Below are 25,099 nucleotides of genomic sequence, written 5' to 3' on the forward strand. Positions count from 1 at the left end.
AGTATGGACAGAATATTCATTATAGCAGAAGCAGGTGTTAATCATAACGGAGATATGTCTCTGGCAAAACAGTTGATTGATATTGCTGCGGACGCGAAGGCAGATGCTGTTAAGTTTCAGACTTTTGTAGCAGAGAAGCTGGTATCGAAGTTTGCAGAAAAAGCAGCCTATCAGAAAGCAAGTACAGATGCAGCAGAGACCCAGCTTAGTATGATCAAAAAGCTGGAGTTGAGTTTTGCACAGTTCGGAGAGCTGCGCGATTATGCTGAGGCTAAAGGTATAATGTTCCTGTCTACTCCTTTTGATTTCCCAAGTATCGACTTTCTGAAGTCGTTAGGTATGAACTACGGAAAAATACCTTCAGGTGAATTGACCAACCTGCCATATCTCATACAAATGGCAAAGAACTTCGAGCATCTTATCCTCTCTACCGGGATGTCAGAAATGTCTGAAATAGAGGACGCGCTGAAGGTATTGCAGGAGTATGGCGCCAAAAGAGAGAATATCGTTGTATTACACTGTAACACCGAATACCCTACACCGTTCGAAGACGCCAATTTAAAGGCAATGCTGAGTATTGAAAAAGAGTTTGGTATCAAGGTGGGATATTCTGATCATACTTCCGGTATTGAGGCAGCGGTTGCCGCCGCTGCACTAGGTGCCAGCGTAATAGAAAAACATTATACCATTGACAGGACAATGGAAGGCCCTGACCACTCAGCGTCACTTGAGCCACAGGAACTGAAAGCTCTTGTCAGCGCTGTACGTAATATTGAGAAAGCAATGGGTACAGGATTTAAGACACCTTCCCCATCAGAATTAAAAAATAAGGCTATTGCCCGCAAAAGCGTCGTGGCGGCCAGAGACATAAAAGCCGGAGAGGTCTTTACAGAAGATAATCTCACGATAAAGCGTCCAGGTAGTGGCATCAGCCCGATGAAGTGGTTTGATGTACTGGGTAAGAAGGCAATCAAAGATTTCCAGACCGATGAGCTGATCACCCTATGAGAAAAAAAATCTGCGTCATAACTGGTACCCGCGCTGAATACGGTCTGTTACGCCCGTTAATGTCAGCCATTGCAGAGCATACAGATCTGCAGCTGCAGCTACTAGTGACAGGCATGCACCTTTCACCGGAATTCGGTTTAACATACAGGCAGATAGAGGCAGATGGATTCCATATTGACCGGAAGATTGATATGTTACTTTCCAGTGATTCCGTATCTGCCATTACGAAGTCTACCGGACTCGGTATGTTAGGATTTGCAGATGCATTCGCCTCACTGGAGCCTGACTGGGTTGTCATATTAGGAGATCGTTTTGAAGCCTTTGCAGCTGCTACAGCAGCATATATGGCGAGAATTCCGGTTGTACATCTGCACGGAGGTGAGACAACAGAAGGAGCGATTGATGAAGGACTGAGGCATTCTATTACCAAAATGTCTTACCTGCATTTTACTTCAACAGAAGCATACAGGAACAGGGTAATACAACTGGGGGAAGCACCTGAGCGCGTATTTAATGTTGGTGCGATAGGCATTGACAGTATTATGCAGCTGGACAGAATGAGCCGGGAGGAACTGGAAGTTTCTCTTGGTATGAAACTGGATCAGCCTACCGTACTGGTGACCTATCATCCGGTTACATTAGAAGATAAAAGTGCAGAAGGACAGTTTAGCGTACTGATAAATGAGCTGCTGGCCCATTCTTCGCTGCAGATTATCATTACCTATCCGAATGCAGATGCTGATGGACGCGTGATCATCAGCCAGATCCAGGAACTGGTGAAACAAAACCCTGACAGGATACATGCCTATCCGTCCCTGGGACAGAGACGCTATCTCTCAGTGATGCCGTATTTGAAGGCTGTGATCGGTAACTCATCAAGTGGCATCCTGGAAGTACCATCATTCGGTATTCCTACATTGAATATAGGAGACAGACAAGGTGGACGTATTGCGGCAGAAAGTGTAGTGCATGCAGGTACTGAAGCTGATGCTATCAGGGAAGGGCTGAAGAAAGTGCTCTCAGATGCATTTGCAGCAGAATGCCGTCATGTAAAGAATCCATACGGTGATGGTTATGCAACTGTTGGTATTATGGAGGCACTATCCCGGTTTATTGAAGTAAAAAATATTAAAAAGAAGTTTTACGATCTGTAAATGAAGAATTGGCACCACTATATTATTGGAAATACCGCAACTGTTAAAGATGCAATGAAGCAACTGGACCAGCTTGGTCTGGTGAACGGCGTATTGTTCATTACAGATGAAAATGGTTGTTTGCTCGGCTCTATCACTGATGGAGACATCAGAAGGGGACTACTGAAGAATGTGAACGTAGACGATGTGCTTGTTGCGGCAGGTCACTTCCCATGCAAGTATCTGCATACGTTTGATCCATCTGCACGCGAAATAAAGGAGCTCAGGAATAAAAATATCCGCTTCATACCTGTGGTAGATGAGGAGATGAACATAAAGGGTGTGCTGGATCTGGAACACATCAAAAAGATGATTCCGGTAGAGGCAATATTGATGGCGGGTGGTAAAGGTCAGCGGTTAATGCCATTAACAGAGCATACGCCCAAGCCACTGCTGAAGGTCGGTCCCAAGCCAATTATTGAACATAACATAGACCGGCTTATCGGTTGTGGTGTTGAAAATATATACCTGAGCGTGAACTACCTGGGACATCAGATCCGTGATTACTTCGGTGACGGGACGAATAAAGGGGTGACCATCAGTTATATTGAAGAGAATTTTCCGATGGGGACGATTGGATCTGTGAAGAGAGTATCTCAATATAACCAGGAGCATTTACTGATCATGAACTCTGATATTCTCACCAATATCGATTTCCATGAATTCTATAATGACTTTATAGAACAGGGGGCTGATATGTCTGTAGCTGCGATCAGTTATAACGTTGATATACCTTATGCGGTGATGGAAACGAATGATCAGAACAGGATCACTTCATTGAAAGAAAAGCCTCGTTACACCTACTATTCAAATGCAGGTATTTACCTGATCAAGACTGAAATGCTTTCCTATGTACCGCATGACACATTTTTTAATGTGACAGATCTTATTGAAGATCTGATAGCGAAAGGAAAGAAGTTGATTACGTTCCCGATACTTGGATATTGGCTGGACATAGGACGAATGGATGATTTTAAGAAAGCACAAGAAGATATTAAGCACTTAAATTTATGACGTTACTGACATGAAAGTGTTGTTTCTTATTCCTGCCAGAGGCGGTTCTAAGGGAGTACCAGGAAAAAACATCAAGTCTCTTGGAGGAAAACCTTTGATTGCATATGCAATAGACGCAGTGAAGCCATTAACTGATATTTCAGATATCTGCATCTCTACAGATGCAGAAGATATCAAACTGGTCAGTGAAAATTGTGGAGTGCCAGTTCCTTTTTTACGGCCACCATATCTTGCAGCCGATAATTCAGGTACATACGAAGTGTGTCTGCATGCCTTAGATCATTATGCAGATCAGGGTATCCATTATGATGTGTTGGTAATTCTGCAGCCAACCAGTCCATTCAGAACCACTGAACATATCAGGGAGGCATTGGATTTATACAATGAAGAACTTGATATGGTCGTATCTGTAACGGAGACAAAATCGAACCCTTATACTGTCCTGTTTGAAGAGAATGAACAGGGTTTTCTCGCAAAGTCAAAAGAAGGGAATTTTATCAGGAGGCAGGATTGTCCCCGTGTATGGGAATACAATGGTGCCATTTACGTGATCAACGCCGCATCCCTTAGGCGTAGCCCAATCAATCAGTTCAGGAAAATTAAAAAGTATGTGATGGATGAACAATCATCTGTAGACATCGATACTCCTCTTGATTGGGACTTTTCAGAGTTTTTGATAAATAAAAAGCAATCCTTATAACTATGCCGCTCACTGCCACAACATCAAAGCACTATTGTTCGTACAATGCTAAGCAGTTGCTAAACGCCGTATTAATTTATTCACTGACCGCTTTATTATTCATCAGTGGATGTAAGAAGGCAGACAATCAACAATTTTATGAGGTAATTGAGAATACACCAATTACTGATGCCGATATTCATCTGATAGGAGATGTCCATAATTTGCCGCTCACCAGTCAGAAGATATTTGTTCCTGATAATGTGAAGACTGGTGGATATGCCTATGCCAGCGTGCTCAGATTGAACGATAGTTCACTCATGGTAGCATGTACCAGGTATCCGGCGAATTCATTTGGCGACTTCAATCACTCAGATATCGCAGCAAGGATCAGTCATGATAACGGCGCTACCTGGGAGCCGGAATTTGTACTGCAGGAGAATATAGGACTCATTAATACCTGCAACCCAAATCTGGTGAGAATCACCAATAAAAAAATTGTACTCATTTTCTGCGTAAAGGACAGCGATTCAAAGATAGACATCCTGATTAAAGAGTCTGAAGATAATGGTGTAACATGGGGCTCGCCAAGGCTGATCAACAAACTGACCTGGGGGTACCACATTGTGAATAATGATAGGGCTATTTACAATAACGGACGTCTTATCGTTCCCGCAGCATATGCAGTAAGTATTACAAAAGATTACGACAAGCAGGTGATTTTCTGCTATTATTCAGATGACCAGGGTAAGACATGGCGTAAATCAAGCTACCTGAAAGCTGACTTTGCGCTGATGGAGCCAGGTGTAACAGCTATTAACAAGAACGGGAAACTTAAAATGAATATCCGTACGAAGCAGGGATTCATTTATTTCTCGACAAGTGATGATAATGGAATGACCTGGAAAGGACTTTTCAAATCCAATATCAATACTCCGGAAGCACCACAGGTTGTAACCAGCCTGAACAAGTCTGATTCTCTGATGATGATATGGATCAATACTCCTTATACACCAGGTATGAATAACAGGAACCCATTAACATTTGCTTATAGTACAAATGCTGGACAGCAATGGCAAAATCCTGTCAACCTACGTAATAACAAGGACCTGAATTTCCTGTATCCGACAATATATAAGGATAGAAATGACACGATAATGGTGACGTATGGCGTGCGTGACATCACATTCAGGCCATCGATATACCTGGACAGATTATCATTGAAAACATTAATTAAATAGCATTATAGAGGAGGTAAGTTAGCGGGGTATGAATATTTTAAAACATCCACTATTTCAGAAAAGTATTATTTATACGATTACTGATGCAATTAATAAGGCAATTCCCTTCTTATTACTTCCTTTTTTAACACATTATCTGTCGCCAGCCGATTATGGTACGGTCGCTAACTATAATGTGTATATATCTGTTATACTGATCTTCACCGGGCTCAATCTCAATGGAGCCATGGCGACTAATTTCTATAAGTTCTCGAAACAGGAAGTTGCAGAATATGTGAGTAACATATTTGTTGTCATGATTTGCGCCGCCGTACTGGTCACATTGCTAATGGCAGCCGGTGCTCCATATGTATCTTCTCTCACGTCTATTTTGCCCTTTTTCCTGGTAATAGGAGTCAGTGTCGCAGTAAGCCAGGGTATCACTGCCGTAAATCTTGACTTGTGGAGACTGGAGGAAAAGCCACTATGGTTTGGGGGATATCAGATCGTGCAGAGCCTGATGAACGTGGGCCTGACTGTGATATTTCTGGCATTACTCAAAATGGGGGCGGATGGTCGCATGGGCGCAATGGCTATCACTTCTGTTGTATTTGCCCTGGTAAGTATCGCAATACTATATAAGCGTGGCTACCTGAAACTGCGGCTGAACAGGGCATACCTCCGGGATGCACTTGGGTTTGGCCTGCCCATGATACCACATACCCTGGGTATCTGGATACGGACAGGCATTGACCGCATCTATATCACAAAATTCTACGGAGTTGCAGAGGCGGGGCTTTATTCAACTGGTTTCCAGTTTGGCCTGTTGTTATCATTCCTGGTAATGGCTTTCCATAATGCCTATGTGCCATTTGTTTACAAACGACTGGCACTGAATGAGGAGGAGCAGAAGCTTAAGCTTGTCAAAATGACATATATCTACATGATGATGATCATAGCGCTCGCCTTTATCTTCTCTTTTGTCTCTTATTTTGTTATCAGCCATTTGCTATCAGACAAATACCTTGATTCTTCGAAATATATAGTCTGGGCCATGTTCACGCAGGCATTCCAGGGAATGTACCTCATAGTGGGTGTATATATATTCTATACCAAAAAAACAGCTAAACTGGCGATTGTCACATCATCCCTGTCGGTTTTGCAGTTGGTATTATCATATATACTTGTGAAATTTGTGGGACCTATGGGGGCGGCATATTCAGGACTGGCGGTTAGCATCCTGAATTTTGTGATAGTTTGGGTATTGAGTATGCGTGTTTTCCCGATGCCCTGGCTGAAGTTCAAGATATTTAAAGCATGAAGAAGATTATTTTCATTAGTCATGATCCACTGACGGATACAATTAAAAAGAACTTCTTCCTGGACAGGTTTAGGGAAGACGGTGTTCACATAGAGTATTGGTGTGTCAGGCATATACTGAAGTACGCCAATAAGTCGCCGCTGAATAATGAGATCAGCGTTCCTTATTTTGAAGAGATAAGGTCTGAAAAGGTGCTGCTGCAATTACTTGAACAGCGGGCGTCGGATGCCTGGATTTCTGTGGAATTGTGGTTTAACTGGGATACAGTTTCTATTTTTAAAATATTAAAACCTTACCGCGCCAGACTCTTCTCTATTGACTGGTACGGTAACATGCCTGCTATCTCAGTCAGAAGGAAGATCATCGATGATCTGAAAGCATTTAACTTTGTTAAGTTATTCCAGGCAGGGCAGCGGATACTGAGCAGAAAAATTTTTGGTGTATACAGTAAACTCACCGGGCTTCAACCGTCACCCCTTTTGTTCATCGCCGGCAATAAACAGATCAGTGACGCAAACAGGACCGTAGTATCTCTCAATCACCACGATTTCGATATGTTCCTGGAGCATACTCCACAGGACAGCACGATTGTTGAGAATAAATACGCGGTATTTCTGGATGTAATGTTACCTTATCATCCTGACTTTGAACGTTTGGGTTCAAAAGCACTTAGTGCCGATGTGTACTACAGTAAACTGAATACCTTCTTTGACAGGGTGGAAACAAACCTGGGGATTCCTGTAGTGATAGCTGCGCATCCTAAGTCTGCCTATAAGAAAGAATTTGGCAGCAGACAGGTGATCAAAGGAAAAACAACGTCGCTTGTGGCTGGCAGTAGTGTGGTGTTTACCCATCACAGTGTTTCTATGTTCTATGCGGTATTATTCAGAAAGCAGATCGTGCTGCTGACAATGAATGAGTTTATTCATGCAGGTGCAAAGAATTTTGCTATGCAGGTTATTCATTACCAGATGGAGCGTTATGTAACGGAATTAGGCTGTACGTTGATCAATGTAGATGAACCTGCGACGCTGGATTTTGATGCAGTTAATCCTGCAGTTTATGAGAAATTTGAAAGAACCTTTATAAGAGGAAATTCTGATAAGCCCAACTACAACGTAATTAAAGAAACTCTTCGGCTGCTGTAGCAGTTGGCAGGTGCTGGAGTAAATATTTTGAAATTAATTGTATGAAGAAGATCGGTTTTTTAATTAACACGTTGGCGAAATCAGGAGGTACAGAACGGGTTGCTACTGTGTTGGCTAATGCATTGTCCGAACTGGACTACGAGGTTGAAGTGATTTGTATGAGTAAAAGCACAGAAAGCTTTTACATCCTTAATGATCGGGTGCGGGTTAGCTATCTGAGCGAAAAATCTTCTGTTAAATTAACAGACTACTGGTCTCTCGGCAAAAGGCTCATTAAGGCTGCCGGTCATCTGGACTATATCATTGGAGTAGGAATGGACCTTTGTGTGCTTACAATACCCCTTAAGATGTTTGTTAAGACAATTAAGGTGATTGGTTGGGAGCATTTCAATCTGACCGTACGCGGGCCGGTTGTAGGACTTGGAAGAAAGCTGGGGGTATGGTTTGCCGATCATATCATTACTTTAACTAACCACGACTGTGAGCAGTACCGGAAAAGGACAAAAAAGGTCAGATGCATATATAACCCGGTGACCATTAATATGGACCCCGTTAGTAATTATACCAGCAGAAGGATATTGTGTGTTGGTCGTCTAACACATCAGAAAGGATTTGACATGATGGTCAATATATGGGCAGGAATACACATGCGTTATCCGGACTGGCAACTGGCCATTGTGGGAAATGGTGAAGATGAATCCGAATTGAAAACGCAGGCCGCTGCTGCAGGTGTAGGTAATAGTCTTGAATTTTTTGAGGCAACCCGTGATGTTGCGGCTTTTTATAGTTCAGCATCCATATATGCAATGAGTTCGAGGTATGAAGGGCTGCCGCTGGTATTGATAGAGGCACAGTCCGCAGGGTTGCCACTGATCGCCTTCAACTGTGAGACAGGGCCGAAGGAAGTAATAACAGATGGATACAACGGTTATCTGATCCCTGCGTTTGATGAAGAGGTCTTTAAAGACAAACTGCAGGCGTTGATGAAAGACGCCTCATTAAGACAAGAGATGGGGAAGAACTCCCTTGTTAATTCAAACAAATTTTCGAAAGCTAACATTGTACCTCAATGGTGTGAAATTCTGGTGTAAATGCTATATCAAATTATAAGTATACTCTTATCTGTTTTTGCATTTTTTGAAAGCCTGCACGTAAATGTACGCAAGCTGCTGCAGGCTGCCTACCTGTTCACGCTGGCATTTTTCATTCTATTTGCAGGTACGAGAATGGTCGGATTTGACTATCAGACCTACACTGATATATTTAACTATTCTTCTTCTGGTCAGTTATCAGAGGTTGATATTGAAATCGGATGGTCGTCTCTGTGTTATCTTTTCAGTGGCGCGGGATTTAATACATTCCTGTTGTTCATTGCATGCTGTTCTGTTTCACTATACGGTGTCTTTTTCAAGCAGTATTCTCCCTATGTTTTTCTCTCACTGCTCATTTATTATTCCACTTACTTCATTGTAAAAGAGATGGGGCAGATGCGTCAGGGACTTGCCATCGCTGTGGCTACGCTGGCTTTTACCGTTTCTATGAAGAAGAACATGTGGCAGTTCATAGCACTTTTTCTCTTTGCGTTCAGTATACACTATTCTGCGATCGTGCTTTTACCTGTGTATTACTTATGTAACCACCCCTGGAAAACGAATGTTATCCTGATATTTACATTTCTGGGTTTTTGTTTTATATATGTTGATGTCGCAGTGGTCATTTCAAAGGTAATTGGCCTATTACCGATTTCCGGTGCGCAGGAGAAAGTAGCTAACCTGCTTGTTTCGGACATACTTGCCAAGAAGTTAGGGTTGAACTCATCCACTATATTAAGGCTGATCATTATGTTGCTTATGCTCAGGTACCGAACTGCGCTTAAGGAACGCTTCCCGTTCTTTGAGGCATTTGTCATGCTGTATTTTTATGGGCTAATGTTGTACCTCGTTTTTAACTCACTCTCTGAATTCGCACAAAGAACATCCGCTTACTTCAGGATACTTGAAGCGGTTGTCCTGCCATGCATACTGGTACTCGTCCGCGACAGGAAAGAGCGTCTTATTATTATCGCGCTGCTGGTACTTAATTCCGTTGTATCTGTAAACCGGCTATTTTCGGAGAAAACCCTTTATGATTATTACAATCCGTATAAAACTTATTTACTAGATTGATGTTATGAAAGTCCGCGTCTGCTTTGAACCACATCTTGATAGCATCAATAATGCTTTCGTTAAATATTTCTCTTCACATCAAGAGCATGTTGACTTCAGCTTATTGAAAAAGCCTATGCGAAAAACAGGCGGACCATTTTTTATGGCTAAGGCTGTTCTTTATCGTTTTACCTGCATCTTCGATTTCATCAGAAATTATGATGTGGTTCATGTTAATTCCGCCAAATTTGGTATTGCCGCCTATATAGCAAGCTTCTTTGGCTGCCGGTATATTTATACGATCCACTCTGCAGTCACTAATGAGGATAAGGGAGGTATTTTAAACTGGGTTTACTACATGCTCGAAGTCGGGTTATTGAAAATAGTCGCCGGTCGTGCCATGGAAGTAACAGCCGTGTCAGCATTTGCAAGTGATGAAATATACCGTCGGTTTAAAGTCAGACCAACAGTTATTCATAATGGCTATGATGAAGAGAAATTTAATATTTCCAGGCAGGTAACTACAGATATCAGGGCCTCTCTGGGAATGAACGATAATGAGATATACATCAGCGTGGGTAGGATGATTGCCGTTAAAGAGCCGCTGGACGTGATTCGTTTCTTCTCTGAGATCTATAAAAAGAACAGTGCCGCCAGATTGATCTTTGTTGGCGACGGAGATCTTGTAGAGGCTGTAAAACAAAAGATCAGCAGTCTGGGGCTGGACGATGTGGTTACACTTATCGGCCGGGTTAATTTCGAAGACATCCCGGCTTACTATAGAGCGTCGGATTATTTCATATCCGCATGCAAAATAGAAGCCTTTGGCCTCGTCGCACTGGAAGCGCTGGCGTGTGGAGCAATGCCACTGGTTCCATGGAAAGGTGCGTTTCCGGAAATATTCGTTGACAGGATATTCTCCTATGATGTTGATCATCCTTGCGTAATACCTGCCCGTGAGGAACTGCTGGCGCATAGATCAGCGATCCTCAACAGGTTCAGATGGGAGGACAAAATCGAATTGTATCATCAGTTATACCAAAAAGCTAAATAATATAAAATTCCAAATGAGTAAAGGAAAAGCGTTCATTGTATCTAATTTAGACACCTTTTTTCTGGCAAACAGGAAAGAACAGGCGCAGGTGATGCGGGAGAAAGGTTATGAAGTACATGTGCTGGCTGCTGATACCGGTAGATCAGGCGATATAACAAAAATGGGTTTTGTTTATCATGAATTGCCGATGGCAAGATATAGCCTGAATCCTTTCCTGTCACTCAAAAGTATCAGAGATATAAGACGTATCTATCAGAAGGAATCTCCGGTAGTTATTCATCACCTTGGACTTAAAGTGATCATGCTCGGCACACTCGCCGCAATGAAAACAGGAGCGGCAGTCTTTAACACCTATACAGGATTAGGATATCTGTTTACTATAGATACACCCAAAACAAAGTTCTTCAGGAGCGTGCTGTTCATGTTCTCAAAATGGTTATACAGCCGGAAAAGGGTAGTTGCCATTTTCCAGAATATGACAGATTTCAATCTGTTTAAAAAACATAACACTATTGATGATACAAATGGCTTTGTGATCAGGGGGTGCGGCGTAAATACGGAGGAATACAGGTATGCGCCAATGCCCGATCAGCAGCCTTTAAAGATCATTCTGCCGGGTAAGATGTTATCTTCCAAAGGTATATATGACTTTGTAGAAGTGGCAAAGGCTATAAAAAATGATAAAACTATCTCCCAGGAAGTAGAATTTATGTTGTGCGGCGGAATAGAAGAGGGACATCCTTTTTCAGCAAAGAAAGAAGAAATAGAACACTGGCATAATCAGGGTTGGGTTAACTGGGCCGGCTTTCAGAAAGATATGCTGGCTATGTACACGAATGCAGATATCGTAATGCTGCCATCATGGAGAGAAGGAATGCCCAAGGGCTTGCTGGAAGCAGGATCAGTTGGGCGTCCAATTATCACCTATGATGTAGCGGGTTGCAGCGAAGCTGTTGAAGACGGTGTTTCGGGATACGTAGTGCCATTTGGTGATGTGAAATTACTGACCGAAAGAACACGCCAGCTGATAGTAGACCGCGATCTAAGGGTAAAAATGGGGGAGAACAGCCGGCAATATGTTTTGCGCCATTTCGAAACATATAAGATAATTGAAGAAAATTTAGCGCTTTACAATAAATTTCTTTAACGGTTAGCGTTGAGCTTTAGTGCCTAGTCGTTTGTTTATCAGTCACTTATTTGTTTTTTGTGGCCTTGTCACCTAAAACGATAGCCTGGTTGCAGATAGGGAAAAAAAATGAAGCATAATTATTGATAGGAACGGAGATTATAGCACTTAAATCAGTTAAACATGAAGAAGCTTTTTGCAATTTTCCTGATTATTCTCTGCCAGCGGGGAATAGCGCAGAAGAAAGAATTTTATCTGTCTGCTTATGGCGCAAAAGGAGATGGTGTCACCGACGATAAAGTAGCCATTCAAAACTGTATAAAAGATGCTTATGCCAATAACGGCGTTGCTGTTATTACTCCCGGAAAATATAAAGTAAACGGCGCCATCTATTTTTATCTGAAGAATGACAATCTTTTATCAATAAAAGGACAGGCCGACAAAAAAGGTAATTATCCACTCATATTTACAGATCAGCTACAAAGTTTATTTGTATTTGAGTCCGATCGTAATAAGCCCGCTGGTAATGTAGCAATGACCCGGCTCGAACTGAAAGGAAACAATGTGCCTTATTCTGCAGATCATCCTTACTTCGGTCGTGATAAATATGCCGGCGGTATAGCGTTCTTCAATCTCAGAACGGTCTCTGTGACTAATATGATAATAAGGGATATATATGGTCAGGGGATTGATGTGAAGAACTGGAATTATCAGGGTAATTCATTGGATAATCGGTTTACAAGCGTTAAAATACTAAACAATAAGATATTGAACTGCTGGGGATCCAATCCTCCCAAAAAGGCCGGGGGCCCTGGTGATGACTACGGAGATGGTATTTATGTCAGTAATGCGATCAATGTACTGGTCCAGGGAAATCAGGTCATCAATAATCTGGCAGTAACCAAACAGCTCGGACGTTCAGGTATCGTGATAGAGTATAACTGCATAGGTGCTGTAATAGAGAAAAATACAGTCAGTGGCTATGACAGGGATATTCATCTTGAAGCAGATTTTGGTGGTCATATCATCAGGAATAATAGGTTAATCGGATCGGACTTTGCAATATGTGTATGGGGTAATCTCACTACCGGTGAACAGAAGCCGATCTCGATCTTAAATAATTACCTGAGTAATGAAGGTATACCGACCAATCTGAAGCTGACTACTGTGCGTGGTCCGGATGGTAGGGCGATGATAACCTTCTATGCAGAAAAAGATACACGTAAAAACTCTGTCATATCAGGCAATACTTTCAATATGGTTGCATCTTCAGGTATCGTAGGCAAATCTTTTCTGAATGTCTATGAAAATGACCTGCAGGATACCAATAACATTTTCAATAATCAAACAAAGAATAAAGTGAGTGTCTATTATCAAAAGAAACCACTGAAGGTTTCCAATGATACGTACAAGAATGTGAATGTCTTCTTCAATGAGAGTATAAAAACTGACTTCATCAAGTCAAATAATAAGCTCTCTAACAGTACGGCCAACACCACACTATAATTGTATATTCGTTTGAATCATTCACCTCATATATGAAAATCGCATTAGTAACCGGAATAACCGGACAGGATGGCGCATACCTCAGTGAACTATTGTTAAGCAAGGGGTATCATGTGCATGGTATCAAACGAAGGAGTTCTTTGTTTAACACCGACCGTATTGACCATCTGTACCAGAATCCGCAGGAGGCTGATGTACGGTTCAAATTGCACTACGGCGATTTAACTGATTCTACTAATCTTATTCGTATCATTCAGCAGGTACAACCTGATGAAATTTATAATCTCGGCGCCATGAGCCATGTTCAGGTAAGCTTTGAAACACCTGAATATACTGCTAATGCAGATGGTATCGGTACGCTGCGAATACTCGAAGCGATACGTTTACTGGGACTTACAGAAAAGACAAAGATATATCAGGCGTCCACCTCGGAGCTTTATGGATTGGTGCAGGAAGTTCCCCAGTCAGAAAGAACACCGTTCTATCCACGCTCTCCTTACGCTGTTGCTAAAATGTATGCCTACTGGATCACTGTCAACTATAGGGAAGCATATAACATGTATGCCTGTAATGGTATATTATTCAATCATGAAAGTCCGCTCAGAGGAGAGACGTTCGTGACCCGTAAGATCACCAGAGGTGTTGCGCAGATCGTATTCGGAATGCAGGACAAGCTCTATATGGGTAATCTGAATGCACAACGCGACTGGGGCCATGCGAAAGACTATGTGGACGCCATGTGGCGGATATTGCAGCAGGATAAGCCTGAGGATTATGTGATTGCTACGGGCATTACTACCCCTGTCAGAGAATTTATACGCATGGCGTTTGCAGAAGCCGGGGTTGAAGTGGAGTTTAAAGGAACAGGTATCGACGAGAAAGGTATCGTTAAAAGTGTAGCTGCAGCTATTACAACATTGCAACCTGGTCAGGAAGTGGTCGCCATCGATGCGCGGTATTTCAGACCAACAGAAGTAGACCTGCTGATAGGTGATCCGACAAAAGCTCAAACCCAACTGGGATGGCAGCCAAAGTATGACCTGGCCGGACTGGTAAAAGATATGGTGCAGGCCGATCTGGAAATATTCCGCAGGGAAAAATTACTCAAAGACGCCGGGTTTAAAATACTCAATCAATACGAATAACAGGCTATGGAACAACAGGCGAAAATTTATGTTGCCGGTCATCGTGGAATGGTAGGTTCTGCCATTGTACGCAGGCTGCAGGCAGGCGGATTTACTAATATTATTACCCGCTCCTCACCTGAGCTCGACCTGCGTAATCAGGAAGCAACAGCTGCTTTCTTTGCGCAGGAACGTCCGGATTATGTATTTCTCGCCGCTGCAAAGGTGGGTGGTATTATTGCCAACAATACGTACAGAGCAGACTTTATTTATGAGAACATGATGATACAAAGTAATGTCATCCATCATGCTTACCTGAATAATGTAAAGAAGCTCATGTTCCTCGGGTCGTCCTGTATCTATCCTAAGCTGGCGCCACAGCCGCTGAAAGAAGATTATTTGCTGACCGGATTACTGGAACCAACAAATGAACCATATGCCATCGCCAAGATCGCCGGAATAAAGATGTGTGATGCGTATCGTGCGCAGTACGGATGCAACTTCGTATCTGTGATGCCGACTAATCTATATGGTCCCAACGATAATTACGATCTGAAGAACTCTCATGTGCTGCCCGCACTACTGCGTAAATTTCATGAAGCAAAACAAAGCAATACTGACGAAGTAGTGGTTTGGGGAACCGGCACTCCGCTGAGAGAATTCCTGCATGCTGATGATATGGCTGATGCCTGCTTTTACCTGATGCAGCATTATAACGAAGAAGGACTCGTGAATATAGGTGTAGGTGAGGATATCAGTATTAAAGACCTCGCATTACTGGTGAAGAAAATAACAGGCTATAAGGGCAACCTTGTATTTGATACGACCAAGCCGGATGGTACGCCCCGTAAACTGATGGACGTTAGTAAACTACATAGCTTTGGGTGGAAGGCAAAAATAAGCCTGGAAGAAGGGATCACAAGTGTCTACAATAGCATAAAGGATAACGCTTTCCTGTAAGATCGGAATATGTCAATTTCTGTGGTGAAATATGCCGGACTTCTTCATTATTACAGAATAAAGTACTATTGAAGCTGGCCTAAACCCTTATATTTGCACCTGGCAAGCAAATTCTTCTTTATGTTCAAGAAATGTATTACCCCTGTGTTTGTGCTGGTTTGCTTAGGAATTTCTATGAGCTCTACCGTACTTGCACAAAGCATCGGCCGTCAGTATTCTCTGGGATTCTATAAGTCCACTTCTGACAGCAATGGTTACCACTCTTCACAAAGAGATTATTCAATTGAACCCGCTTTTGATCTTCCTCAGGGAGATACAACCCGTAAACAAAGCTGGCTGTACCGTAAGCTGTTCAGGGAACATCTGGTAGAAGTGAAAGGTGATGATTACAACTTTTATGGAAGTATTCTTCCGGACCTGATCGTTGGTCACAGCGGTGACAACGGTACTGTCTGGGTAAATACCCGTGGTTTCGTGATAGGAGGTACAATTGGTAAGAACCTCACTTTCAGGTCTGAATTCTATGAGAACCAGGCTAAAATGCCGGCTTATCTGGATGCTTATGGCCGTGAAAACCGGATTGTACCAGGTCAGGGCGAATGGAAGGCATTTAATGGTTCCAAGTTTGACTACGCTTATGCATCTGCACTCATCGATTATAAGGCAGGTAAGCACTTCGATTTCCAGCTGGGGTACGACAGGAACTTCATCGGTGATGGTTATCGCTCTATGTTATTATCTGATGCCGCGTTCAATTATCCGTTCCTGAAAATTATTGCCAACGTAGGTAAGGTACAGTACACCACCATGTGGGCACAGTTCATTGATATGCAATATCCTAAAGCTTCCTACGATAACGGTTACCGTAAGAAGTGGGGGGTGTTCAACTACCTTGACTGGAATATTACCAGGAAACTCTCTGTTGGTTTATTCGAAGCCGTTATCTGGCAGGATTCTGACTCTACCGGCAAACGTGGCTTTGATGCCAGCTACATCAATCCGATCGTTTTCCTGCGTCCTGTGGAATTCTCCGTGGGTTCTCCTGATAACGCGATCCTGGGTCTGAATGCGAAATATGCTATTTCCAACAATAGTACTGTATACGGTCAGTTCATCCTGGATGAGTTCAAGCTCGACCAGGTCACTGGCGGTAAAGGCTGGTGGGGTAATAAATTTGGCGGTCAGTTTGGTTTCCGTTCCAATAACCTGTTCAAAGTACCTAACCTGAATTTCCTGACAGAGGTGAACGCCGCCCGTCCATATACTTATTCACAACGTAGTACACTGAATAACTATGGTCACTACAATCAGTCACTGGCTCACCCGATGGGTGCCAATTTTGTAGAGTGGGTGAATATTGCAGATTACAGATATAAGAGACTCTTCCTGCGCGGTCAGGTGACTATTGCTAAATATGGTCTGGACACTGCAGGCGTGAACTACGGTAAGGATATCAATAAATCCTACTTTACCCGTACTGTAGATTACGGCAACCATATCGGTCAGGGGCTTAAAACCAATTTCCTGTATGTGCAGGGAACTGCCGCGTATCTGCTGAATCCGAAATATAACCTGCGTCTGGAAGCTTCTGTAACTGCCAGAAAGGAAAGTAACAACAACTGGGATAAGAAAGAGCTGATCTTCCAGTTTGGCTTAAGAAGTTCCTTCCGGCAGCTGTATTACGACTTGTAACATAACTTATACATATATGAAGCCTCCCGCGTAGACCGGGAGGCTTTTTTTATTCCGGCCGTCAGGCATCCCTGTATTTTACTACCTTCGCGGCATGCATTATGTTACGGTCGAAGGACTCACGAAATCTTATGGCGCAGGGCCGCTTTTCAAAGACATTTCTTTTCATATTGAGGAAGGTGATAAAATAGCACTGGTCGCTTTAAATGGCGCCGGTAAATCTACCCTGCTGCGCATTTTATGCGGAGAGGAATCACCAGATGCAGGAACCGTATGGATACATAAAGGTGTAACCGTGGTAATGCTGGAACAGCAATCTGATTTTGACCCAACCAAAACTATCTCTTCCAATATATTTTCCCAGTCACATCCTGTACTGGCCGCCATCAGGGATTATGAAATGCTGACCAATGATGAGGACCAGGAGCCGGATCTTGATAAACTGACCGCTGCTATTGAGCGCATGGATGAGCTGAATGCCTGGCACTTTGATTCCAAAGTGAAGCAGATCCTGGGCAAACTGAATATTCATCACCTGGAGCAGCGTATGGGCAGCCTGTCCGGTGGACAGCTGAAACGTGTGGCCTTGGCTAAAGTGCTGATCGACATCGGCTTTGAACATCGTCATACGCTCCTGATCATGGACGAACCGACGAACCATCTGGATATCAATATGATCGAGTGGCTGGAAAACTATCTCGATCAGGAAAATGTGACATTACTGCTCGTAACGCACGACCGTTACTTCCTGGATAGTGTATGTAATGAGATCATGGAGCTGGACCAGCAGCAATTGTTCATTTATAAAGGCGATTACGAAAACTACCTGGAAAAGAAAGCTACCCGTGAGGAGAGTGAGCGTGCCAGTGTGGAAAAAGCCCGCAATACCTTCCGTAAAGAACTGGAATGGATACGTAAACAGCCTAAAGCCCGTACCACCAAATCTAAATCCCGTATTGACGCATTTGAAGATGTAAAGGAAAGAGCCAGTGTTCGCCTGGAAAAGCAGCAGCTGGAACTGAACGTGAAAATGAGCCGTCTGGGTGGAAAGATCGTCGAACTTAAAAAGGTATATAAGTCTTTCGGTGACCTCAATATCCTGAAAGGGTTTGATTATACATTCTCAAAAGGAGAAAGGATCGGCGTAGTAGGTAAGAACGGGGTAGGAAAATCTACCTTCCTGAATATGTTACAGGGCCTGGAGCAGCCTGATTCCGGTAAGATCAATACCGGAGAAACAGTGGTATTCGGTAACTATGACCAGCGTGGACTGATCGTTAAGGAAGACATGCGTGTGATCGAGTTTGTGAAGAATATCGCGGAAAACTTTCCACTGGCAGATGGTACAAAAGTGAGCGCAGCGCAGTTCCTGCAGCTATTCCTGTTTACACCGGAAAAGCAATATACGTATATCTCCAAGCTGAGTGGTGGTGAGAAAAGAAGACTGCACCTGCTGAGTATCCTGTTCAGAAATCCTAACTTCCTGATCCTCGATGAACCGACCAATGACCTGGACCTGCCAACATTGAGCATCCTGGAAGACTTCCTGCTGTCCTATCAGGGTTGTATCCTGATCGTGAGCCACGACAGGTACTTTATGGATAAGCTGGTGGATCACCTGTTTGTGTTTGAAGGAGACGGCGTCGTACGTGATTTCCCGGGTAACTATACCCAGTACAGGGAGTGGGAAAAAGACCAGTCTGAGAAAGGTAAGGAGGAAGTGCGTAATGAGCCCAAGGCAGTTGAAAAGCCAGTGGAGGAAGTAAAGCCTGCCGCGGCGCCTGCTAAAAAGATGTCATTCAAGGAGAAACGTGAGCTGGAACTACTGGAGAAGGAAATTGCGGACCTGGAGACAGAAAAGAAGCAGATCGATGAACAGATGGCTTCCGGCACATTGCCATATGAAAAGCTGGAGCCGCTTACCCGCCGCGCAGGAGAGATCATCGGCCTGTTGGACGAAAAGGGGATGCGCTGGCTTGAATTGAGTGAAATGAGCTGATAATTAAATATTTATATAGAAAGAGGGTGCGTACTGGCAGTGACCGGTACGCACCCTCTTTTTATTTGCCCTGATCTTCAAACCAGGTTAGCACCAACAGGTCATCAATAGGGCACCTCAAGGGCACTTCAATATCCCTGGGATATTGAAGTGCCCTTGAGGTGCCCTATTGATGACCTGTAAATAAGCCGATCAGGCAAAGTTGAAGGCATAAAAAAGCGACGGGCGCATCAGTATGTGCTGATACGCCCGCCGCTTCTATTCGAAAGTTGTCTAATCTTCTTTTTTGTCCCTGATCTCGGAAGGTTTCAGGTAGACCTTTTTTCCTTTCTCATCCACATAGTACTTTCTGTCTTTTTTGTCGATATAAACCGTTTGACCACCAGGCCCTTCCTTTCCCTTATATGTCTTATCGGTAATCTTCATAGCTCCTTTTACAGCAACGGAAGCCGTTTTATTGCCTATTTTCTTAGCTGTGCTATCGATGCCCTGCGCCATACCCGTTTGGCCCAGAAGCAGGGCTGCTGCCATTACGGAAGCGGCCACCAGTCCGGTACGCGATGTTCTACTGATCATAACAATAGGTTTTAAAAGTTGTGTAAAGTCAATGAATCTTATTATTCAATTTTGATGCCAGCAACATCTTCTATATTTTTAGACTGCCACCATATATGTAGTATATTTAAATTAAACGGTATTAGTTGGAAGAGATCTGGTATAGGGACCTTTCCGATCAGGAGCTTTGGAGCAGGCTGATAGATGGCGATGAGGGCGCCCTTGCCTTCATTTACGATACATGGTTCGCATCACTTTATAAATATGGCATGAAAATACAGGCAGACAGCTGCCTGATAAAGGATTGTATACACGATCTGTTCACCAGTTTGTGGCATAGCCGGCAGCATCTATCCGTGACGGACAGTATCAAATTTTACCTGTTCGCCAGCCTTAAAAGGAATATTGTCAAAAATACCCGCGCTGAAGGCATATTCAGACTGTTTAAGCAGGAACCCGCTCAGCAGGAAATGCATATGCCTTCCTACGAGGAACGGCTCATCTCTCAGCAGTCCAACGACGAACGTAACCGGAAACTGGCAAAAGTCATTGACCAGTTGCCCCGTCGTCAGAAGGAGATCCTCTACCTGCGGTATTACGAAGGTCTCTCTACGCAGGAAACAGCCGATATTATGTCACTGAGCGTAAATTCTACATATGTATTATTGTCAAAAGCAATTAATTATTTAAAAAATCACAGTGGTGAATTAATGACTTTGGTGGCAATTTGGGGCAATAGCCAAAAGGGTTTCTAAAAATTTTATAGTTTTTTTAAAAAAAAGTCGAAAAAGACGCTAAGATTTTTCGATTTCATTGCTTTATCTATTTAAAGCCTATCAGGAGTAGCGCTGATTATGGATTATAAAGAATACACAGTAAAGGATTTTCTTCATGATGAATTGTTTCGTAAATGGATCATCTATCCAGATCACGATACTACTATCTTTTGGGAAACCTGGCTGCGTGAAAACCCTGATCGTCGTGCCACAATAGAAGAAGCACGTGATGTGCTGCTGCTGATCGGACCGGAGGAACATCTTCCTTCGGCAGCAGAAAAGGCTGAGGTATGGAGCCGTATTGCATATTCTATCAGGCAGGTACCTGAAAAGAAAAGGCTATTCGTTGCCTGGCGGTATGCAGCTGTATTTGCCGGTATACTGGCGGCGGGTGCTGCCGGCTGGTTCTTCCTGCATAGGGAAAAGCCGGTTATTGTCAACTACGTTACTACCTATGGAGAGACCAGAAAGATCACGCTGCCCGACAGTTCTGTCGTGAGCCTGAACGCCAACTCTACCCTGAAATTCAGCATGACCCGTAATGGTAAACGCGAGGTATGGCTAAACGGGGAAGGCTTCTTTACGATCCTCCATGAAACAGATAATGCTCCTTTTGCAGTGCATACTTCTGATATAGATGTACAGGTGATCGGTACAGCATTCAGTATCAATACCAGGCGTGTGATGACACGGGTGGTACTGAACAGTGGTGCAGTTAATTTAAAACTGAATGGAGACGGCCAGCAGGATGTAAAGATGAATCCTGGGGATATGGTCATCTTTTCCACCAAAACAAATCAGTTATCACGCCGGAAAGTAAATCCGGCTGATTATAATGCATGGCTTGACAATATGTTCGTTTTCAATGAAACAACAATTGCAGAAGTAGCAGCAGTACTAAAAGAGAACTTAGGAATCAACATTAAGATAGAAGACGAAGGCCTACAGAAAGAGTTATTTACCGGGAGCATACCAATGTCAGACGTAGATATATTTTTTAAAACACTGTCACGGTCCTTACATGTGGTTATCGAAAAGAAGGACAATAATAACTACAGCATCAGGAGAAAGACAACCTAGTGAAGTTTAGTTTATAAATCAACCAACCAACCTTAATCTATTGCTTATGCCTGGAAATTACTTTAGGTGTATGGGGAATCGCATTGCCCTGTTGTTACTGTTGCCAGCCACGGGGTATGCTGCTTCAGATAACATGCACCATCATCCGCAGCAGGAATTACTGGCTGCAAATGGAATGAGCCAGTCCGGCGTCGGAAGGCAGATATTGAAGGATATCCTTGTTTCTATGGAAGCGAGGTACAAGGTGCGTATTAATTACGTGGGCCAGTCCATTGGTAATATTCAGACCGAAGCGCCAAATGTTAAAAATCCATCTGTTAAGTTTATTCAGTATCTCAACCAGTTCCTGAAACCACTTGGACTGGAAGCGGAGGAGGCGGGCGCCAACACGTTTATTGTATATAAACAGGAAGGAACAGCCCCGGTGCCTAAACCTGCACCTGCGGTAGAAAAAAAACAAACAGAAGAACAGGTAAAACCAGCCGCAATCACGCTTCACGGTATTGTTACCGATGAAGCAGGTGTGCCTTTGCCCGGTGTAACAGTGGTTGTAAAAGGTACTTCCAATGGTGTACATACCGCTAACGATGGTAAGTATGAACTGAAGAATGTACCGGAAGGCGCCCATATCTTATTCAGCTTCATCGGATTTAAAGCACAGGAAATTGTACTGAAAGGGCAGACAAAACTGGATATTCGTTTGAAAACAGATATCCAGGCAGTGAAAGATGTGGTAGTAACCGGATATTATGAGATCAAGAAGGAAAGCTTTACCGGTATTGCTACTGTACTGACTGCCGATGATATCAAGAGGGTGAATCCGCAGAACGTGCTGAGCAGTCTGCAGGCTTATGACCCTTCGTTTAAGTTGGTTGAAAATAACATCCTGGGTTCTAATCCCAACAGGATCCCTAATATCAATGTAAGAGGTACAACAGCCCTGCCAAGTGCTGACGTTTCCAAGCTGACCAGGAACAGTCTGACGAATGGTGTCACCAACCAGCCTACGTTTATACTGGATGGCTATGAGGTGAATGTACAGACTATTTTTGACCTTGATCCCAACAGGATCGCGTCTATGACCTTGCTGAAAGATGCTGCTGCGACAGCGATCTATGGGTCCAGGGCGGCGAACGGCGTTGTGGTGATCCGTACCAAAGCCCCAAAAGAAGGAAAGCTGGCGGTAAACTACGGTTATGAGATGACGGTAAATGCGCCTGACCTGTCAGACTATCATGTACTGAATGCGGGTGAGAAACTGGAATATGAGCGCCTGGCAAAACTATATGCAAGCGATGGGGTCACTGCTCCAATGGAACTTGAGAAGCTGTATTACGAAAAGAAAAAGAATGTATTAAGCGGCGTGAATACATACTGGTTATCTCAGCCTTTACAGGTAGATCTTGGCCATAAACATTCCCTTTATCTGGAAGGAGGCACACCGGTAGTAAAATACGGTATTGATGTACGGTATCAGTCGAATGCCGGTGTGATGAAAGATTCATATCGTAAGCGGTATGGTCTCGCTGCATCATTGTCCTATAATGTACAGAACAAGATCCAGTTCAGGAACCAGATATCTATCAACCAGGTAGATGGAAAAGAATCTCCCTACAGAGAGTTTTCTAAGTATGTGAGAATGAACCCTTATTACCCGAAAACAGATTCTTCCGGAAGACTTTTACGCGAGGTGGATAAATGGAGCTATCGCAAAAATGCTGAAGGTGAAGTACAGACCGATGCTGTATTGAACCCAATGTATGAGGCGATGACCGGTAGTCTGGAAAAGAATGAATATGTGGAGTTCATGGATGCTTTTTCCGGTGAATGGACCATCAATCCGGCATTCAGATTAAGGGGACAAATATCTTTGACAAAAAGACGTTCTACTGCTGATAAATTTACTTCTCCTTTTAGTAATGATTATTATAATGTAACCGGAAATGATCTGAAAGACCGTGGTATGTATACCTATGCTGACGAGGATTTCTGGCAGGCAGATGGAAGTCTGACACTGAGCTACGCAAAGCAGATCCGTTCTAACTTCCTGAACATCTCCCTGGGTACCAATATTCAGGACAGAAGCAATGACAGAAAACAGTTCAGGGCGCAGGGCTTCTCTAATGACAGGTTCTCCCAGATCGAGTTTGCCCGTATCTATGAAAGAGATAAATCTCCTGAAGGAGAATTTACACAGGACCGTCTGATAGGTTCTTTCCTGTACGCGAACTACTCCTATAAGAATAAGATCCTGATGGACGGTACTGTTCGTCTTGATGGTTCATCCAAATTTGGTACAGATTCCCGCATGGCGACCTTCTGGTCTTATGGTTTGGGATGGAATGTGCACAACGAGAGCTTTATTCCACGTAAAGTAATTTCACAACTGACGCTGAGGGCTACAACAGGATTGACAGGTGATGTGTCTTTCCCCTCTTATTTATCTAATACCACTTACCAGTATTACAGCAATGACTGGTATTCTACAGGTGTAGGTGCTATTTTCAAATCGTACGGTAACTCTTCACTGAAATGGCAACGTACCAAAAACTATGATGCAGGTATGGAACTGGATCTGTTCAATGGTCGTTTCTACATCGCTCCACGTTATTATTATAAGCTGACCAAAGATCTGCTGGCTGATATCATTGTACCGCCATCAGCGGGTTTCACCGATTACAAAGCGAATCTGGGTGAAATGATCAACAGAGGGTTTGAGGTGAATGTACGTAGTAACGTACTGAGAGGAAAGAACTGGTCTTTCAACCTGTTTGCTAACTTCGTCACTAACAAGAATAAGATCACAAAGATCTCTAATGCGCTGAAGAGCTATAACGATAAAGTAGATGACAAGCAGCAAAATGACGCTACGTTAAACTCAGTACCATTGCTTCGCTTCCAGGAAGGGCAATCCCTGAATACCATTTATGCCGTAAGATCTATGGGTATTGATCCTGAAAATGGTAAAGAGATCTTTGTAAAGAAAGATGGCACCTATACACATAACTACAGTGTGAAAGACATGGTGCCGGTTGGCGACATGACGACCAAGATAGAAGGTACATTTGGTGGTAGCATCTACTATGGTAACTGGATTGCAGAAGTGAGATTCTATGGTAAAGGTGGTGGTGACCTGTACAACCAGACACTCGTTGACCGTGTGGAAAATGCTGATCCGAGATACAATGTGGATAGCCGTGTACTGGAATCCAGATGGAAACAACCAGGCGATCACGCATTGTATAAAGACATTGCAGATCAGGGTTCTACCCGTACATCTTCCCGTTTTGTACAACGTGATAATGTGGTGGAACTAAAGTCAGTATACCTGGGATACAATGTACCTGTTGCAGTGGCTAAACGCTACAAAATGAATACACTGCGTTGTTCTCTGAATATGAATGACATCTGGAGAACATCTTCTATCGTGGCTGAGAGAGGTATTGACTATCCTTTCGCCAGAACATTTACATTCTCATTATCCACTCAGTTCTAAAAGC

General features: G+C 43.3%; 20 protein-coding genes. 19 read left to right on the forward strand and 1 reads right to left on the reverse strand.

The genetic code is table 11. The annotated features are described in order from the left end of the window. Nucleotides 1-3 precede the first annotated feature (3 nt). The 16 genes from neuB to GWR21_RS21090 all read left to right on the forward strand — a co-directional run bounded on the left by neuB (nucleotide 4) and on the right by GWR21_RS21090 (nucleotide 19,188). Complete coding sequence (neuB, locus tag GWR21_RS21015; protein ID WP_162333645.1) at nucleotides 4-1,008, forward strand: N-acetylneuraminate synthase; 1,005 nt, start codon at nucleotides 4-6, stop codon at nucleotides 1,006-1,008. Then, the gene (gene neuC, locus GWR21_RS21020) at nucleotides 1,005-2,162 is read left to right on the forward strand and encodes a UDP-N-acetylglucosamine 2-epimerase (protein ID WP_162333646.1); all 1,158 of its coding nucleotides are present in this window, start codon (nucleotides 1,005-1,007) and stop codon (nucleotides 2,160-2,162) included. Before neuB ends, neuC begins: the two co-directional genes overlap by 4 nt. Next, nucleotides 2,163-3,215 (forward strand): nucleotidyltransferase family protein, encoded by a 1,053-nt coding sequence (locus GWR21_RS21025; RefSeq protein WP_162333647.1) that lies wholly within the window; start codon nucleotides 2,163-2,165, stop codon nucleotides 3,213-3,215. It abuts the gene before it with no gap. Between the two features lie 10 nt (nucleotides 3,216-3,225). Beyond that, a complete protein-coding gene (locus tag GWR21_RS21030; RefSeq protein WP_162333648.1) occupies nucleotides 3,226-3,915 on the forward strand; it encodes an acylneuraminate cytidylyltransferase family protein in 690 nt (229 codons plus the stop codon). Nucleotides 3,916-3,917: 2 nt separating this feature from the next. Further along, entirely contained in the window at nucleotides 3,918-5,135 is a 1,218-nt protein-coding gene (locus tag GWR21_RS21035; RefSeq protein WP_162333649.1) for a sialidase family protein, read from the forward strand. Between the two features lie 28 nt (nucleotides 5,136-5,163). Then, a complete protein-coding gene (locus GWR21_RS21040; RefSeq protein ID WP_162333650.1) occupies nucleotides 5,164-6,435 on the forward strand; it encodes a lipopolysaccharide biosynthesis protein in 1,272 nt (423 codons plus the stop codon). Further along, nucleotides 6,432-7,583: a hypothetical protein gene (locus tag GWR21_RS21045; protein WP_162333651.1), complete on the forward strand. Its 1,152-nt coding sequence runs from the start codon at nucleotides 6,432-6,434 to the stop codon at nucleotides 7,581-7,583. Before GWR21_RS21040 ends, GWR21_RS21045 begins: the two co-directional genes overlap by 4 nt. Before the next feature lie 41 nt (nucleotides 7,584-7,624). Further along, nucleotides 7,625-8,674: a glycosyltransferase family 4 protein gene (locus GWR21_RS21050; protein WP_162333652.1), complete on the forward strand. Its 1,050-nt coding sequence runs from the start codon at nucleotides 7,625-7,627 to the stop codon at nucleotides 8,672-8,674. Continuing rightward, nucleotides 8,675-9,748: an EpsG family protein gene (locus GWR21_RS21055; protein ID WP_162333653.1), complete on the forward strand. Its 1,074-nt coding sequence runs from the start codon at nucleotides 8,675-8,677 to the stop codon at nucleotides 9,746-9,748. A 142-nt stretch (nucleotides 9,749-9,890) separates the two neighbouring features. Further along, nucleotides 9,891-10,781, forward strand: a complete 891-nt coding sequence (locus tag GWR21_RS21060) for a glycosyltransferase family 4 protein (RefSeq protein ID WP_162333654.1) — start codon at nucleotides 9,891-9,893, stop codon at nucleotides 10,779-10,781. Nucleotides 10,782-10,794: 13 nt separating this feature from the next. Then, a complete protein-coding gene (locus GWR21_RS21065; protein WP_162333655.1) occupies nucleotides 10,795-11,928 on the forward strand; it encodes a glycosyltransferase family 4 protein in 1,134 nt (377 codons plus the stop codon). Between the two features lie 162 nt (nucleotides 11,929-12,090). After that, nucleotides 12,091-13,413 carry a glycosyl hydrolase family 28-related protein gene (locus GWR21_RS21070; RefSeq protein WP_162333656.1) on the forward strand — a complete coding sequence of 441 codons (1,323 nt, stop codon included), beginning with the start codon at nucleotides 12,091-12,093 and terminating at the stop codon, nucleotides 13,411-13,413. Between the two features lie 32 nt (nucleotides 13,414-13,445). Beyond that, nucleotides 13,446-14,558 carry a GDP-mannose 4,6-dehydratase gene (gene gmd / locus GWR21_RS21075; RefSeq protein WP_162333657.1) on the forward strand — a complete coding sequence of 371 codons (1,113 nt, stop codon included), beginning with the start codon at nucleotides 13,446-13,448 and terminating at the stop codon, nucleotides 14,556-14,558. Between the two features lie 6 nt (nucleotides 14,559-14,564). Next, nucleotides 14,565-15,497: a GDP-L-fucose synthase gene (gene fcl / locus GWR21_RS21080; RefSeq protein ID WP_162333658.1), complete on the forward strand. Its 933-nt coding sequence runs from the start codon at nucleotides 14,565-14,567 to the stop codon at nucleotides 15,495-15,497. 120 nt (nucleotides 15,498-15,617) lie between these two features. Next, entirely contained in the window at nucleotides 15,618-17,189 is a 1,572-nt protein-coding gene (locus tag GWR21_RS21085) for a hypothetical protein (protein ID WP_162333659.1), read from the forward strand. A 94-nt stretch (nucleotides 17,190-17,283) separates the two neighbouring features. Next, nucleotides 17,284-19,188, forward strand: a complete 1,905-nt coding sequence (locus GWR21_RS21090; protein ID WP_162333660.1) for an ABC-F family ATP-binding cassette domain-containing protein — start codon at nucleotides 17,284-17,286, stop codon at nucleotides 19,186-19,188. A 273-nt stretch (nucleotides 19,189-19,461) separates the two neighbouring features. Here the strand turns inward: GWR21_RS21090 and GWR21_RS21095 are convergent, their stop codons facing one another. After that, complete coding sequence (locus tag GWR21_RS21095) at nucleotides 19,462-19,764, reverse strand: hypothetical protein (RefSeq protein WP_162333661.1); 303 nt, start codon at nucleotides 19,762-19,764, stop codon at nucleotides 19,462-19,464. A gap of 125 nt (nucleotides 19,765-19,889) precedes the next feature. Between GWR21_RS21095 and GWR21_RS21100 the strand changes: the two genes are divergently transcribed. The 3 genes from GWR21_RS21100 to GWR21_RS21110 all read left to right on the forward strand — a co-directional run bounded on the left by GWR21_RS21100 (nucleotide 19,890) and on the right by GWR21_RS21110 (nucleotide 25,095). Further along, complete coding sequence (locus GWR21_RS21100; RefSeq protein ID WP_162333662.1) at nucleotides 19,890-20,498, forward strand: RNA polymerase sigma factor; 609 nt, start codon at nucleotides 19,890-19,892, stop codon at nucleotides 20,496-20,498. 99 nt (nucleotides 20,499-20,597) lie between these two features. Further along, entirely contained in the window at nucleotides 20,598-21,599 is a 1,002-nt protein-coding gene (locus GWR21_RS21105) for a FecR family protein (RefSeq protein ID WP_162333663.1), read from the forward strand. Nucleotides 21,600-21,669: 70 nt separating this feature from the next. Continuing rightward, entirely contained in the window at nucleotides 21,670-25,095 is a 3,426-nt protein-coding gene (locus GWR21_RS21110; protein WP_238429928.1) for a SusC/RagA family TonB-linked outer membrane protein, read from the forward strand. Nucleotides 25,096-25,099 lie beyond the last annotated feature (4 nt).

The organism is Chitinophaga agri (assembly GCF_010093065.1).
GTDB lineage: Bacteria > Bacteroidota > Bacteroidia > Chitinophagales > Chitinophagaceae > Chitinophaga > Chitinophaga agri.

Bases quoted from the DNA above. Each gene is read 5' to 3' on its own strand.
- neuB (WP_162333645.1), top strand. From the start codon at position 4: ATGGACAGAATATTCATTATAGCAGAAGCAGGTGTTAATCATAACGGA.
- neuC (WP_162333646.1), top strand. From the start codon at position 1,005: ATGAGAAAAAAAATCTGCGTCATAACTGGTACCCGCGCTGAATACGGT.
- GWR21_RS21025 (WP_162333647.1), top strand. From the start codon at position 2,163: ATGAAGAATTGGCACCACTATATTATTGGAAATACCGCAACTGTTAAA.
- GWR21_RS21030 (WP_162333648.1), top strand. From the start codon at position 3,226: ATGAAAGTGTTGTTTCTTATTCCTGCCAGAGGCGGTTCTAAGGGAGTA.
- GWR21_RS21035 (WP_162333649.1), top strand. From the start codon at position 3,918: ATGCCGCTCACTGCCACAACATCAAAGCACTATTGTTCGTACAATGCT.
- GWR21_RS21040 (WP_162333650.1), top strand. From the start codon at position 5,164: ATGAATATTTTAAAACATCCACTATTTCAGAAAAGTATTATTTATACG.
- GWR21_RS21045 (WP_162333651.1), top strand. From the start codon at position 6,432: ATGAAGAAGATTATTTTCATTAGTCATGATCCACTGACGGATACAATT.
- GWR21_RS21050 (WP_162333652.1), top strand. From the start codon at position 7,625: ATGAAGAAGATCGGTTTTTTAATTAACACGTTGGCGAAATCAGGAGGT.
- GWR21_RS21055 (WP_162333653.1), top strand. From the start codon at position 8,675: ATGCTATATCAAATTATAAGTATACTCTTATCTGTTTTTGCATTTTTT.
- GWR21_RS21060 (WP_162333654.1), top strand. From the start codon at position 9,891: ATGGCTAAGGCTGTTCTTTATCGTTTTACCTGCATCTTCGATTTCATC.
- GWR21_RS21065 (WP_162333655.1), top strand. From the start codon at position 10,795: ATGAGTAAAGGAAAAGCGTTCATTGTATCTAATTTAGACACCTTTTTT.
- GWR21_RS21070 (WP_162333656.1), top strand. From the start codon at position 12,091: ATGAAGAAGCTTTTTGCAATTTTCCTGATTATTCTCTGCCAGCGGGGA.
- gmd (WP_162333657.1), top strand. From the start codon at position 13,446: ATGAAAATCGCATTAGTAACCGGAATAACCGGACAGGATGGCGCATAC.
- fcl (WP_162333658.1), top strand. From the start codon at position 14,565: ATGGAACAACAGGCGAAAATTTATGTTGCCGGTCATCGTGGAATGGTA.
- GWR21_RS21085 (WP_162333659.1), top strand. From the start codon at position 15,618: ATGTTCAAGAAATGTATTACCCCTGTGTTTGTGCTGGTTTGCTTAGGA.
- GWR21_RS21090 (WP_162333660.1), top strand. From the start codon at position 17,284: ATGCATTATGTTACGGTCGAAGGACTCACGAAATCTTATGGCGCAGGG.
- GWR21_RS21095 (WP_162333661.1), bottom strand. From the start codon at position 19,764: ATGATCAGTAGAACATCGCGTACCGGACTGGTGGCCGCTTCCGTAATG.
- GWR21_RS21105 (WP_162333663.1), top strand. From the start codon at position 20,598: ATGGATTATAAAGAATACACAGTAAAGGATTTTCTTCATGATGAATTG.
- GWR21_RS21110 (WP_238429928.1), top strand. From the start codon at position 21,670: ATGGGGAATCGCATTGCCCTGTTGTTACTGTTGCCAGCCACGGGGTAT.